We start from the raw sequence: 13,093 nt of genomic DNA, 5'->3' as shown, positions 1-13,093 counted from the left end.
AAATATGCCGGAAGGAATACTGATAGATTATAACGATGGCCGTCCTGCGATGGCGATTACAGCGGGGCTCCGTGCCCCGTCATTCTGCACAAGTTTTGCTGGTTACGGTACGGGGGCAAACCAGTTTCAGGTTAATACTCCATTAACGTCAGGCTCCACAGTTTTTGTTTTACCGACACGTCCGGTTGACGTTCAGGAGTTCGCAGACAATCAGACATGGATAGTTTTACCGATATATATGACATCCGTTACAAGAAACGGAGACAACGGTGTGACTGTTAACGGTACAAACAGGGGAAACTACCAGCGAATACCAAACTGGGCAGGAACTGTATTTGAAATTCTCCCTGCTGCTACTTACAACGAAGGACTTCTCGTTTCCAACTCTACTGATTTCACTGCAATTTCGAATCAGGCAAGATTAATGACATGTGCTTATGTTGGCACGGTGACAGTCAACGGCTCGATGGCGCTTCCCGTATCAGGAATACCATTCGGGAAGTGGGATAACAATAATGTGTCTGTAGGATTTGACGGAGCAAATATTATTGTAAGAGACATCAATTACTCAGGACGGGATGATGTTTCCGCATCTGTAACAATGGAACTGGTAATTTTCAATAATACCGCGCCTGTAGCCGGTGATGGCATTACCATGACTAATTCGGCTGGGCAGGTGACATTTTCAACAGTGAAGCGCCCATTTGTATATGACCAGCAGCTAACGGTAACAGACAATAATCAATACATAGGTGATAAATATTGCCAGATAGTATTTACAGGTGCGCAGTCAAGACGAGTGGATGGATATTTTAATATAAGGAAAAAGGGCGTGGTAATGTCAGGTGGAAGCATCCGGTCAGCGTATAATCAGGTTGTTGGTAATTACAATGACAACAGATTTGATATGACATTTAATCAAAATATCAATATGCCAATTCTTGTCCTTCCGGATATGTATTGAGGAAATATTCATGTCAGCAGGAACCTTAACTCTTACCAATGACACAGATGCTGTTACTGGCAGCGGCACAGCGTTTACAGCAGAACTTGCTGCTGGCGATTTTATTGTCGTAACTGTCGGCGGCATCCCTTATACACTTCCGGTTAAAGCAGTAAATAACAATACATCACTGACGCTGGTTAGTGTTTACACAGGCCCGACACAATCCGGCGCTGCGTGGTCTGCCGTGCCTCGTGTTGCTTTGAACATGGTCACGGCTGCCTTGGTGGCTCAAAGCGCTGAGGCATTGCGAGGACTGAATTACGATAAGCAGAACTGGCAGCAATTTTTCACTGCGGACGGTGATGTAACCATTACGCTTCCTGATACCAGCCAGACAACGGGGCCGTCAGCGAAAAAGTTAATCAACAGCGTCAGTGACAAGGCTAAAAAAGGGAACAACTCAGATATTACCAGCCTTACAGGACTGACAACGCCGTTAAGTGTTGCTCAAGGTGGGACGGGAGGAGCAACCCCTGCGGATGCGGCAAATAATATTGGCCTTGGTCAAAACAGCAGCCCTTTTTTTTCACAGGTAAACATTTCTACAACAGGGTACGCAATTCTTGGAGTACAGAATACTTCTCGAGGCGCAGCAGATGTTGGTGCTCGTGTCTCTCTTGAAGCTTCAGTTGCTGCCAATTCGAGAGGCTCAATAATACAAAAAAATAACCAGAATACCCCCGAAAACCAGATAGAGTCACTTCTGCCGTCATCGCCGGGAGTTCTTGCCGTACAGGGGACGTCCGGAAGGGAATACAAAAAGGATATAGAGGATGCAGACACCTGCGAAGCAATGCGGCGCATTATGGGGCTGCGTATGGTTAATTTCGTGTATAAGGACGATGAACTGGCGCGTGTCCGTTTCGGGATTATTGCAGAAGAAGCTGAAGATGTGGCACCACAATATGTCAAGCACAACCAATTTCCGGTACCTGGCAGTCAGGTTTACAATGAAGAAGGCCAGCTTGTCAACCAGCAGTATGCAGACCGTCCGTCTATAGACAACAACCCAATTGTAATGGATTTGCTAGGATGCATTCAGAACCTGCAAGCGCAAATTACAGAATTGAAACTTACTATAGCTGCTTTACAAAAATAAAAATCAACTGAATTGGCAGGTTAATTGCTTCCGGGATTGTACTTAAGCGATATGACGGTTCAGGGCGTTTAATCTGAAATCAGCCACATTTCAGCCTCTTCAAACTTTTCCTGAACAGTACGGCTTATCTGTTCCTTTTCATGTTTGCTGGCGTCAGTGTTGATTACCGGCATTGTCATCATCGGTTTAACCCGAATATCATCATCGGGGAAGATCCGGTGAACCATCTTGGTCAGTTCTCCCAAGATGATATTTTTTGCACCGGGCAAACCATCAAAAATCCTGGCTGGCCGGAGAAACCAGCCAGCCAGTAGCGATAATTTATGACGCGGGACTGTCAACGCTGTACAGAAAGTTCCCAGACTCTAAACTGGCTTAAATATGCGCATATGGCAATACCGCCAGAAAATTTACAAAACCCATAATTTGAATTGAGAGAGAAACTTACAAACGAAGAGATGAATAATTAAACAGCCGTAGCGACTCCTGTATCTTGCGCGTATATTCAAATGAAACTACTGTATATAAAAACAGTATTTGGGTATGGATTATGGAATTTTTCAGACCTACAGAGTTGCGCGAAATTATTTATCTGCCATTTTTCAGTTATTTAGTGCCATGTGGCTTCCCAAGTCCCGCGGCAGACTACATTGAGCAGCGTATCGATCTTAATGAGTTGCTCGTTTCTCATCCCAGCTCAACGTATTTTGTCAAAGCAACGGGTGATTCAATGATTGATGCAGGCATCAACGACGGTGATCTGCTGGTGGTGGATAGCTCACGAACTGCTGAACACGGCGATATTGTTATTGCAGCCGTGGATGGGGAGTTTACTGTTAAACGCCTGCAGCTGCGACCTACAGTTCAGCTCAATCCGATGAACAGCGCTTATTCGCCGATCATCGTCGGCAGCGAAGACACGCTGGACGTATTCGGCGTCGTTACTTTCATCGTTAAAACAGCGAGCTGAGTATGTTCGCACTTTGCGATGTTAATTCGTTTTACGCCAGTTGTGAAACTGTATTCAGACCAGATTTGAGAGGGCGTCCGGTTGTCGTACTGTCAAACAATGATGGTTGTGTGATTGCGCGCAGCACCGAGGCGAAGCAACTCGGTATCGCAATGGGTGAGCCATACTTCAAACAGAAAGAACGCTTCCAGCAATTTGGTGTTGTTTGCTTCAGCAGTAATTATGAGCTTTACGCTGATATGTCGAACCGGGTAATGACCACACTCGAGGAGATGTCGCCGCGGGTAGAAATTTACAGCATTGATGAGGCTTTTTGTGATCTGACGGGGATACGAAGCTGCCGGGATCTGACAGATTTCGGGCGCGAGATAAGAGCGACGGTTCTGAAGCGCACGCACCTGACTGTCGGCGTAGGCATTGCCCAGACGAAAACCCTTGCCAAGCTGGCTAACCATGCTGCGAAAAAGTGGCAGCGCCAGACCGACGGGGTGGTTGACCTGTCGAACATTGACCGCCAGCGTCGGCTGCTGGCCCTGATACCCGTAGAGGATGTCTGGGGTGTCGGCAGGCGCATCAGTAAGAAGCTCAATGCCCTGGGCATCAAAACTGCTCTCGAACTCTCTGAACAAAGTACCTGGTTCATCAGGAAACACTTCAATATCGTGCTGGAGCGTACCGTGAGAGAGCTTCGCGGAGAGCCATGTCTGGAGCTTGAAGAATTTGCGCCGGTAAAGCAGGAAATCGTTTGTAGCCGCTCCTTCGGCGAGCGGGTCACAGATTATGAGGATATGCGCCAGGCCATTTGTAACTACGCTGCGAGAGCGGCACAAAAACTCCGCGGCGAACACCAGTACTGCCGTTTCATTTCAACTTTTGTCAAAACATCCCCCTTTGCTCTGAACGAGCCATACTACGGGAACAGCGCTGCTATGAAGCTTCTCACCCCCACGCAGGATTCACGCGACATTATCAATGCTGCTGTGAAGTGCCTGGATAAAATCTGGCACGACGGCCATCGCTACCAGAAAGCGGGGGTGATGCTGGGTGACTTCTTCAGCCATGGCGTAGCGCAACTCAACCTTTTTGATGATAACGTGCCGCGTGCCGGTAGTGCGAAGCTGATGGAAGTACTGGACCATCTTAACGCAAAAGACGGGAAGGGGACGCTGTACTTCGCCGGGGAGGGCATTCAGCAACAGTGGGCTATGAAGAGAGAAATGCTTTCGCCTCGGTACACTACCAGGTACTCTGATCTACTGCTTGTCAAGTAGATATACTTCTTCAGCAAGAAGTTAGATTAAAAGTATAGTTCTGAGCCATAGGTATTATGAGTAATCATCTATATCGTTAAACTATGCGCGAGCCGGTGAGGTTGTTGGGATTCAGATGATATAAAACAGAAAGGTGCAATCTCCCTTTTTTTAGTGTTACCATCATTTGACCAAATGACAGATCCAGCGTAGCGGATTATCATTTGTGTACCAGATTGTGTACCAATTTAGCAATGGTTGGTTAGATGGCTACACAACTCACTGTAAATAAATTCATTTTCTCTTTGTATGTGATCTTGCGTATGGGTCACCACTGCAAATAAGGATATTACATGCCTGTTATTACTCTTCCTGATGGCAGCCAACGCCATTATGACCACCCTGTAAGCCCGATGGATGTTGCCCTGGACATTGGTCCTGGCCTGGCGAAAGCCACCATTGCGGGCCGTGTGAATGGCGAGCTGGTTGATGCTTCCGATCTGATTGAAAATGATGCGACGCTTTCCATCATCACCGCAAAAGATGAAGAGGGTCTGGAGATCATTCGTCACTCTTGTGCGCATCTGTTAGGTCACGCAATCAAGCAACTTTGGCCGCACACGAAAATGGCGATCGGCCCGGTTGTCGACAACGGTTTTTACTATGACGTTGATCTTGACCGCACGCTAACTCAGGAAGATGTCGAAGCGCTCGAAAAGCGGATGCATGAGCTCGCCGAGAAAAATTACGACGTTATCAAGAAGAAAGTCAGCTGGCACGAAGCGCGTGAAACCTTCGTGAAGCGTGGTGAAAGCTACAAAGTTTCCATTCTTGATGAAAACATTGCTCATGATGACAAGCCAGGCTTGTACCATCATGAAGAATATGTCGACATGTGTCGTGGTCCGCACGTGCCGAATATGCGTTTCTGCCATCACTTTAAACTGATGAAAACTGCCGGCGCATACTGGCGCGGTGACAGCAATAATAAGATGTTGCAGCGTATTTACGGTACGGCATGGGCAGATAAAAAAGCCCTGAACGCTTATCTGCAGCGCCTGGAAGAGGCCGCAAAACGCGACCACCGTAAAATTGGTAAGCAGCTCGACCTGTATCATATGCAGGAAGAAGCGCCGGGCATGGTGTTCTGGCATAACGACGGCTGGACTATCTTCCGCGAGCTGGAGGTCTTTGTTCGTTCTAAACTCAAAGAGTACCAGTATCAAGAAGTTAAAGGCCCGTTCATGATGGACCGTGTGCTGTGGGAAAAAACCGGGCACTGGGACAACTATAAAGATGCGATGTTCACCACATCCTCAGAAAACCGCGAATATTGCATCAAGCCGATGAACTGCCCGGGCCATGTTCAGATCTTTAACCAGGGTCTGAAATCCTATCGTGATTTGCCGCTGCGTATGGCGGAATTCGGTAGCTGCCACCGTAACGAGCCATCAGGCGCGCTGCATGGTCTGATGCGCGTACGCGGCTTTACGCAGGATGATGCGCATATCTTCTGCACCGAAGAGCAGATCCGCGATGAAGTTAACGCTTGTATTCGTATGGTCTACGATATGTACAGCACCTTTGGCTTCGAGAAGATCGTCGTCAAGCTTTCCACTCGTCCTGACAAGCGTATCGGCAGCGATGAGATGTGGGATCGTGCTGAGGCGGATCTGGCGGTTGCGCTGGAAGAAAATAATATCCCGTTTGAGTATCAACTGGGTGAAGGCGCATTCTACGGTCCGAAAATTGAATTTACCTTATATGACTGCCTCGATCGTGCATGGCAGTGCGGTACAGTACAGCTGGACTTCTCCTTACCGTCTCGTCTGAGCGCCTCCTATGTAGGCGAAGACAACGAGCGTAAGGTGCCGGTAATGATTCACCGTGCGATTCTTGGGTCGATGGAACGCTTCATCGGTATCCTGACCGAAGAGTTCGCTGGTTTCTTCCCGACATGGCTCGCGCCTGTTCAGGTAGTCGTGATGAATATTACCGATTCGCAGTCTGAATACGTTAACGAATTGACGCAGAAACTACAAAATGCGGGCATTCGTGTAAAAGCAGACTTGAGAAATGAGAAGATTGGCTTTAAAATCCGCGAGCACACTTTACGTCGTGTCCCTTATATGTTGGTCTGTGGTGATAAAGAGGTGGAAGCAGGCAAAGTTGCCGTTCGCACCCGCCGCGGTAAAGACCTGGGCAGTCTGGACGTAAATGACGTGATTGAGAAGCTGCAACAAGAGATTCGCAGCCGCAGTCTTCAACAACTGGAGGAATAAAGTATTAAAGGCGGAAAACGAGTTCAAACGGCGCGTCCGAATCGTATTAATAGCGAAATTCGCGCGCAAGAAGTTCGCTTAACAGGTCTGGAAGGCGAGCAGCTTGGTATTGTGAGTCTGAGAGAAGCTCTGGAAAAAGCTGAAGAAGCCGGAGTAGACTTAGTCGAAATCAGCCCTAACGCCGAGCCGCCGGTTTGTCGTATAATGGATTACGGCAAATTCCTCTATGAAAAGAGTAAGTCTTCTAAGGAACAGAAGAAAAAGCAAAAAGTTATCCAGGTGAAGGAAATTAAATTCCGTCCTGGGACAGATGAAGGCGACTATCAGGTAAAACTCCGCAGCCTGATTCGCTTTCTCGAAGAGGGCGATAAGGCCAAAATCACGCTGCGTTTCCGCGGTCGTGAAATGGCCCACCAGCAAATCGGTATGGAAGTGCTTAATCGCGTGAAAGACGATTTGCAAGAACTGGCAGTGGTCGAATCCTTCCCAACGAAGATCGAAGGCCGTCAGATGATCATGGTGCTTGCTCCTAAGAAGAAACAGTAAGGCCTTCAAGTAACAATTCTGTGAAGCCTTTGGGCTTCACAGGTTTTGTTCGCCTATGTTTCGTTTATTAACAATGCGAAGTGGAAGTTATTAAAATGCCAAAAATTAAGACCGTACGCGGTGCTGCTAAGCGCTTCAAAAAAACCGGTAAAGGTGGTTTTAAGCACAAGCACGCTAACCTGCGTCACATTCTGACCAAAAAAGCGACTAAACGTAAACGTCACCTGCGTCCGAAAGCCATGGTTTCTAAAGGCGATCTGGGCCTGGTTATCGCGTGCCTGCCGTACGCATAAGCCGTTAACGTTTTTAACTTTTTAATTAGAATAGATACAGGAGAGCACATATGGCTCGCGTAAAACGTGGTGTAATTGCACGCGCACGTCACAAGAAAATTTTGAAACAAGCCAAAGGCTACTACGGTGCGCGTTCTCGCGTATACCGCGTTGCCTTCCAGGCAGTTATCAAAGCTGGTCAGTATGCTTACCGTGACCGTCGTCAACGTAAGCGTCAGTTCCGTCAACTGTGGATTGCGCGTATCAACGCAGCAGCACGTCAGAACGGTATTTCTTACAGCAAATTCATCAACGGCCTGAAAAAAGCCTCTGTTGAAATCGACCGTAAGATCCTGGCTGATATCGCCGTATTCGACAAAGTCGCGTTCACCGCGCTGGTTGAAAAAGCGAAAGCAGCTCTGGCATAAGCCAGTGAAAAGAGGGAGCCTGGCTCCCTCTCTTTTATTTACTGTTCAGTGAGTTGACAATTGACCTGTAACCCTTTTCAATAAAGGATATTCGGTTTTACCACATAAGGTAACGCAAGCATGAACGCTGCTATTTTCCGTTTCTTTTTTTACTTTAGCACCTGATCCCAGGAGGCTAGCGCGTGAAAAACGAAACGAAAAACAGCGCAAAAAAGCCTCCTGATGGAGGCTTTTTTTGTATCTGAAATCGAGAGATTACGTCCAATGAACCGGTGTCTTCACCGACACAATGAGGAAAACCATGTCACATCTCGCAGAGCTGGTTGCCAATGCAGCGGCCGCCATTAACCAGGCGTCAGATGTTGCCGCGTTAGACAATGTACGCGTCGAATATTTGGGCAAGAAAGGGCATTTAACCCTTCAGATGACGACCCTACGCGATCTGCCGCCGGAAGAGCGTCCGGCAGCCGGGGCAGTCATTAACGCCGCGAAAGAGCAGGTACAACAGGCTCTTAACGCGCGTAAAGCCGAGCTGGAAAGCGCAGCGCTTAACGCCCGTCTGGCCGCTGAAACCATCGATATCTCCCTGCCGGGGCGCCGTATTGAGAACGGCGGTCTGCATCCGGTCACGCGTACCATTGACCGTATTGAAAGTTTCTTCGGCGAGCTTGGTTTTACCGTGGCGACTGGCCCGGAAATCGAAGATGACTACCATAACTTCGATGCGTTAAACATTCCGGGTCATCATCCGGCCCGCGCCGATCATGATACCTTCTGGTTTGACGCGACCCGTCTGCTGCGGACCCAGACGTCTGGCGTCCAGATCCGGACGATGAAAGCGCAGCAACCGCCGATCCGTATTATTGCGCCGGGCCGTGTATACCGTAATGACTACGACCAGACGCATACTCCGATGTTCCATCAGATGGAAGGTCTGATTGTTGATACCAACATCAGCTTCACCAACCTCAAAGGTACGCTGCACGACTTCCTGCGTAATTTCTTTGAGGAGGATCTGCAGATTCGCTTCCGTCCTTCTTATTTTCCGTTCACCGAACCTTCTGCGGAAGTGGATGTGATGGGGAAAAACGGCAAATGGCTGGAAGTGCTGGGCTGCGGGATGGTGCATCCGAATGTGCTGCGTAATGTCGGTATCGATCCGGAAATCTATTCTGGCTTCGCTTTTGGTATGGGAATGGAACGTCTGACCATGTTGCGTTACGGCGTCACCGACCTGCGTTCATTCTTCGAAAACGATCTGCGTTTCCTTAAACAGTTTAAATAAAGGCAGGATAAAACAATGAAATTCAGCGAACTGTGGTTACGCGAGTGGGTTAACCCGGCAATTGATAGCGATGCGTTGGCTAACCAGATTACGATGGCTGGCCTGGAAGTAGACGGCGTTGAGCCGGTCGCGGGAAGCTTCAATGGCGTTGTGGTTGGGGAAGTGGTTGAGTGCGCCCAGCATCCGAACGCTGACAAATTGCGTGTAACGAAAGTCAACGTTGGCGGAGAACGCCTGTTGGATATCGTCTGCGGCGCGCCAAACTGTCGTCAGGGGCTGAAAGTAGCGGTGGCCACCATTGGCGCTATTCTGCCGGGCGATTTCAAAATTAAAGCGGCGAAACTGCGCGGCGAACCGTCTGAAGGGATGCTGTGCTCCTTCTCCGAACTGGGGATTTCCGACGATCACAGCGGCATTATCGAACTGCCGGCGGATGCGCCGCTGGGTACCGATATCCGTGAATACCTGAAGCTTGACGACAATACCATCGAAATTAGCGTCACGCCGAACCGTGCGGATTGCTTAGGTATCATCGGCGTTGCGCGTGATGTGGCGGTACTGAACAAAGCGCCGCTCCAGGAGCCTGAAATGGCGCCGGTTACGGCAACCATCAGCGATACGCTGCCGATTACAGTAGAGGCCGCTGATGCGTGTCCACGCTATCTTGGCCGGGTGGTAAAAGGCATCAATGTTAACGCGCCGACGCCGCTGTGGATGAAAGAGAAACTGCGTCGCTGCGGTATTCGCTCCATCGATGCGGTGGTTGACGTCACGAACTATGTGTTGCTCGAGCTGGGTCAGCCAATGCATGCTTTCGATAAAGATCGCATTGATGGCGGTATTGTCGTGCGGATGGCAAAAGAGGGTGAAACCGTCGTCCTGCTGGACGGTAGCGAAGCGACGTTAAATGCGGATACGCTGGTGATCGCCGATCACCATAAGGCGCTGGGGATAGCCGGTATTTTTGGTGGCGAACATTCCGGCGTGAACGGCGAAACGCAAAATGTGCTGCTGGAGTGTGCGTACTTTAATCCGCTGTCTATCACCGGTCGCGCTCGTCGCCACGGTCTGCATACCGATGCGTCTCACCGCTACGAGCGCGGGGTGGACCCGGCGCTGCAATATAAAGCGATAGAGCGCGCTACTCGTCTGCTTCTTGATATCTGTGGCGGTGATGCGGGTCCGATAATTGATGTGAGCAACGAAGCAACGTTGCCGAAACGCGCCACCATTACGCTGCGTCGCAGTAAACTGGATCGCCTGATCGGGCATCATATTGCGGATGAGCAGGTCAGTGATATTCTGCGTCGTCTGGGCTGTGAAGTGACCGAAGGGCAGGACGAGTGGAAAGCCGTGGCGCCGACCTGGCGTTTCGATATGGAGATTGAAGAAGATCTGGTGGAAGAGGTGGCCCGCGTTTACGGCTATAACAATATTCCGGACGAGCCAATCCAGGCCGGTTTAATCATGGGGACGCACCGTGAAGCCGATCTGTCGTTGAAGCGGGTTAAAACCATGCTGAACGACAAAGGCTATCAGGAAGTGATTACCTATAGCTTTGTCGATCCTAAAGTACAACAGCTCATCCATCCAGGCGCAGAAGCGCTGCTGCTGCCAAACCCTATCTCCGTTGAGATGTCGGCGATGCGTCTGTCTCTGTGGAGCGGATTGTTGGCGACGGTGGTCTATAACCAAAACCGTCAGCAGAATCGCGTGCGTATTTTTGAAACCGGTTTACGTTTCGTTCCGGATACACAAGCCAATCTGGGTATTCGACAGGATCTGATGCTGGCTGGCGTGATTTGCGGTAACCGCTATGATGAGCACTGGAACCTGGCAAAAGAGACCGTTGATTTCTATGATTTGAAAGGCGATCTGGAAGCAGTACTGGATTTAACCGGCAAACTGGGTGATATCCAGTTTAAGGCGGAGATGAATCCGGCTCTGCATCCGGGACAGTCTGCGGCGATTTATCTGAAAGATGAACGTATTGGTTTTATTGGGGTTGTTCACCCTGAACTGGAACGTAAACTGGATCTGAATGGTCGTACGCTGGTGTTTGAACTGGAATGGAATAAGCTCGCAGACCGTATCGTGCCGCAGGCGCGGGAGATTTCACGCTTCCCGGCCAACCGTCGCGATATTGCGGTTGTTGTTGCAGAAAACGTTCCCGCAGCGGATATTTTATCCGAATGTAAGAAAGTTGGCGTAAATCAGGTAGTTGGCGTAAACTTATTTGACGTGTACCGCGGTAAGGGTGTTGCGGAGGGTTATAAGAGCCTCGCTATCAGCCTGATCCTTCAGGATACCAACCGTACACTCGAAGAAGAGGAGATTGCCGCTACCGTCGCCAAATGTGTAGAGGCATTAAAAGAGCGATTCCAGGCATCATTGAGGGATTGAACCTATGGCGCTTACAAAAGCTGAAATGTCAGAATATCTGTTTGATAAGCTTGGGCTTAGCAAGCGGGATGCCAAAGAACTGGTTGAACTGTTTTTCGAAGAGATCCGTCGTGCTCTGGAAAACGGTGAGCAGGTGAAACTCTCTGGTTTTGGTAACTTCGATCTGCGTGATAAAAATCAACGTCCGGGGCGTAACCCGAAAACGGGTGAAGATATTCCTATTACAGCACGGCGCGTGGTGACCTTCAGACCCGGGCAGAAGTTAAAGAGCCGGGTCGAAAACGCTTCGCCCAAAGAAGAGTAATCAGATCCAGGCATAACATCCATCAGGGTGTATTGCGGCAGATACGCTGCCATCCCGAAAGTAGATCAGCGGGATGACAGCGTATCTGTCAGCCTGAAAGATGACCCGTATAACTAAAAAGGCCGCATTGCGGCCTTTTTTCTTTCAAGTAGAGGATACCCACCGTAAAATCACGCTACCTCTTTTCAGCTGAATGGATAACATGCTGACTTTTGCCCGCCAACAACAGCGACGAAACGTTCGCTGGCTTCTGAGCCTGTCACTGCTGGTGCTACTGGCTACACTTCTGAGCTTATGCGCAGGCGAACAGTGGATTGCCCCCGGTGACTGGTTAAGCGCCCGGGGGGAACTGTTTGTCTGGCAAATTCGCCTTCCCCGCACGCTTGCGGTATTGCTGGTTGGCGCTGCTCTGGCGCTATCTGGCGCTGTGATGCAGGCGCTGTTTGAAAACCCACTTGCTGAACCGGGTCTGCTCGGCGTTTCGAATGGGGCCGGTGTTGGGCTTATTGCCGCCGTCTTACTGGGGCAGGGGCAACTGCCAGGATGGGCGCTGGGACTGTGCGCTATAGCCGGCGCGCTCATTATTACGTTAATCCTGCTGCGTTTTGCGCGTCGCCATCTTTCTACCAGCCGCTTGTTGTTGGCGGGCGTCGCGCTAGGCATTATCTGTAGCGCGCTGATGACGTGGGCTATCTATTTTTCCACCTCTTTCGATCTGCGGCAATTAATGTACTGGATGATGGGAGGATTTGGCGGCGTTGACTGGCAGCAGAGCTGGCTAATGATTGCGCTCATCCCGGTACTGATCTGGATATGTTGCCAGTCGCAACCGCTGAATATGCTGGCACTAGGGGAAACCTCGGCGCGGCAGCTTGGCCTGCCGCTGTGGTTCTGGCGCAATTTGTTGGTCGTCGCCACCGGCTGGATGGTGGGCGTCAGCGTGGCGATGGCGGGGGCGATTGGTTTTATCGGTCTGGTTATTCCGCACATCCTGCGCTTATGTGGTTTAACCGATCACCGGGTTTTACTTCCCGGCTGCGCGCTGGCCGGGGCTATCGCCCTGCTATTGGCTGATGTGGTCGCCCGACTGGCGCTGGCGTCGGCTGAACTGCCTATCGGGGTGGTCACCGCCACATTGGGGGCGCCAGTGTTTATCTGGCTGCTACTCAAATCCGCGCGTTAGCGCATCGGTAAACAACTGCTTTCATCATTCGCAGTCTATGATTAAAGGCTAACGATGAAACCCGC

Annotated in this window: 14 protein-coding genes and 1 other annotated feature; of the genes, 13 read left to right on the top strand and 1 reads right to left on the bottom strand. The window is 50.0% G+C overall.

All coding sequences use genetic code 11. The features are described 5' to 3' along the window. Window positions 1–4 precede the first annotated feature (4 nt). Together NA986_RS05300 and NA986_RS05295 are read left to right on the top strand one after the other, a co-directional pair. Window positions 5–964, top strand: a complete 960-nt coding sequence (locus NA986_RS05300) for a DUF6453 family protein (protein WP_001113925.1) — start codon at window positions 5–7, stop codon at window positions 962–964. A gap of 10 nt (window positions 965–974) precedes the next feature. After that, the gene (locus NA986_RS05295) at window positions 975–2,105 is read left to right on the top strand and encodes a tail fiber domain-containing protein (RefSeq protein WP_198910069.1); all 1,131 of its coding nucleotides are present in this window, start codon (window positions 975–977) and stop codon (window positions 2,103–2,105) included. Window positions 2,106–2,173: 68 nt separating this feature from the next. On the opposite strand, the gene NA986_RS05290 is transcribed toward NA986_RS05295, so the two are convergent. After that, window positions 2,174–2,416 (bottom strand): DinI-like family protein, encoded by a 243-nt coding sequence (locus NA986_RS05290; protein ID WP_031233000.1) that lies wholly within the window; start codon window positions 2,414–2,416, stop codon window positions 2,174–2,176. A 239-nt stretch (window positions 2,417–2,655) separates the two neighbouring features. On the opposite strand from NA986_RS05290, the gene NA986_RS05285 reads away from it, so the two are divergent. The 11 genes from NA986_RS05285 to btuC all read left to right on the top strand — a co-directional run bounded on the left by NA986_RS05285 (window position 2,656) and on the right by btuC (window position 13,028). After that, window positions 2,656–3,075, top strand: coding sequence for a translesion error-prone DNA polymerase V autoproteolytic subunit (locus NA986_RS05285; protein WP_023230753.1), 420 nt, complete (start codon window positions 2,656–2,658; stop codon window positions 3,073–3,075). 2 nt (window positions 3,076–3,077) lie between these two features. Continuing rightward, entirely contained in the window at window positions 3,078–4,346 is a 1,269-nt protein-coding gene (locus tag NA986_RS05280) for a Y-family DNA polymerase (RefSeq protein WP_023230754.1), read from the top strand. 332 nt (window positions 4,347–4,678) lie between these two features. After that, complete coding sequence (thrS, locus tag NA986_RS05275; protein ID WP_001144226.1) at window positions 4,679–6,607, top strand: threonine--tRNA ligase; 1,929 nt, start codon at window positions 4,679–4,681, stop codon at window positions 6,605–6,607. A 3-nt stretch (window positions 6,608–6,610) separates the two neighbouring features. Next, window positions 6,611–7,153: a translation initiation factor IF-3 gene (infC, locus tag NA986_RS05270; protein WP_001574431.1), complete on the top strand. Its 543-nt coding sequence runs from the start codon at window positions 6,611–6,613 to the stop codon at window positions 7,151–7,153. Window positions 7,154–7,248: 95 nt separating this feature from the next. Continuing rightward, window positions 7,249–7,446, top strand: a complete 198-nt coding sequence (gene rpmI, locus NA986_RS05265) for a 50S ribosomal protein L35 (RefSeq protein WP_001124225.1) — start codon at window positions 7,249–7,251, stop codon at window positions 7,444–7,446. A gap of 50 nt (window positions 7,447–7,496) precedes the next feature. Further along, window positions 7,497–7,853, top strand: coding sequence for a 50S ribosomal protein L20 (gene rplT / locus NA986_RS05260; RefSeq protein WP_000124850.1), 357 nt, complete (start codon window positions 7,497–7,499; stop codon window positions 7,851–7,853). Window positions 7,854–7,968: 115 nt separating this feature from the next. Continuing rightward, window positions 7,969–8,092, top strand: a sequence feature (Phe leader region). Next, on the top strand, window positions 7,974–8,018 hold the full coding sequence (gene pheM / locus NA986_RS05255; protein WP_001386830.1) for a pheST operon leader peptide PheM: 45 nt from the start codon (window positions 7,974–7,976) through the stop codon (window positions 8,016–8,018). (Overlaps the previous feature by 45 nt.) A gap of 62 nt (window positions 8,093–8,154) precedes the next feature. Beyond that, window positions 8,155–9,138: a phenylalanine--tRNA ligase subunit alpha gene (gene pheS / locus NA986_RS05250; RefSeq protein WP_000018570.1), complete on the top strand. Its 984-nt coding sequence runs from the start codon at window positions 8,155–8,157 to the stop codon at window positions 9,136–9,138. A gap of 15 nt (window positions 9,139–9,153) precedes the next feature. Continuing rightward, window positions 9,154–11,541 (top strand): phenylalanine--tRNA ligase subunit beta, encoded by a 2,388-nt coding sequence (gene pheT / locus NA986_RS05245; protein ID WP_000672402.1) that lies wholly within the window; start codon window positions 9,154–9,156, stop codon window positions 11,539–11,541. A gap of 4 nt (window positions 11,542–11,545) precedes the next feature. Further along, window positions 11,546–11,845: an integration host factor subunit alpha gene (gene ihfA / locus NA986_RS05240; protein WP_001229266.1), complete on the top strand. Its 300-nt coding sequence runs from the start codon at window positions 11,546–11,548 to the stop codon at window positions 11,843–11,845. A gap of 202 nt (window positions 11,846–12,047) precedes the next feature. Next, window positions 12,048–13,028, top strand: coding sequence for a vitamin B12 ABC transporter permease BtuC (gene btuC / locus NA986_RS05235; protein ID WP_000954984.1), 981 nt, complete (start codon window positions 12,048–12,050; stop codon window positions 13,026–13,028). The last annotated feature ends 65 nt before the right edge of the window (window positions 13,029–13,093 follow it).

It is taken from the genome of Salmonella sp. NW177 (genome assembly GCF_051811585.1).
GTDB lineage: Bacteria > Pseudomonadota > Gammaproteobacteria > Enterobacterales > Enterobacteriaceae > Salmonella > Salmonella enterica.
Note: the sequence above shows the minus strand (reverse complement) of the source record. Positions and strands in the feature narration are given on the sequence as shown.

Coding starts and splice junctions, on each gene's coding strand:
- NA986_RS05300 (WP_001113925.1), top strand. CDS start 5: ATGCCGGAAGGAATACTGATAGATTATAACGATGGCCGTCCTGCGATG.
- NA986_RS05295 (WP_198910069.1), top strand. CDS start 975: ATGTCAGCAGGAACCTTAACTCTTACCAATGACACAGATGCTGTTACT.
- NA986_RS05285 (WP_023230753.1), top strand. CDS start 2,656: ATGGAATTTTTCAGACCTACAGAGTTGCGCGAAATTATTTATCTGCCA.
- NA986_RS05280 (WP_023230754.1), top strand. CDS start 3,078: ATGTTCGCACTTTGCGATGTTAATTCGTTTTACGCCAGTTGTGAAACT.
- thrS (WP_001144226.1), top strand. CDS start 4,679: ATGCCTGTTATTACTCTTCCTGATGGCAGCCAACGCCATTATGACCAC.
- rpmI (WP_001124225.1), top strand. CDS start 7,249: ATGCCAAAAATTAAGACCGTACGCGGTGCTGCTAAGCGCTTCAAAAAA.
- rplT (WP_000124850.1), top strand. CDS start 7,497: ATGGCTCGCGTAAAACGTGGTGTAATTGCACGCGCACGTCACAAGAAA.
- pheS (WP_000018570.1), top strand. CDS start 8,155: ATGTCACATCTCGCAGAGCTGGTTGCCAATGCAGCGGCCGCCATTAAC.
- pheT (WP_000672402.1), top strand. CDS start 9,154: ATGAAATTCAGCGAACTGTGGTTACGCGAGTGGGTTAACCCGGCAATT.
- ihfA (WP_001229266.1), top strand. CDS start 11,546: ATGGCGCTTACAAAAGCTGAAATGTCAGAATATCTGTTTGATAAGCTT.
- btuC (WP_000954984.1), top strand. CDS start 12,048: ATGCTGACTTTTGCCCGCCAACAACAGCGACGAAACGTTCGCTGGCTT.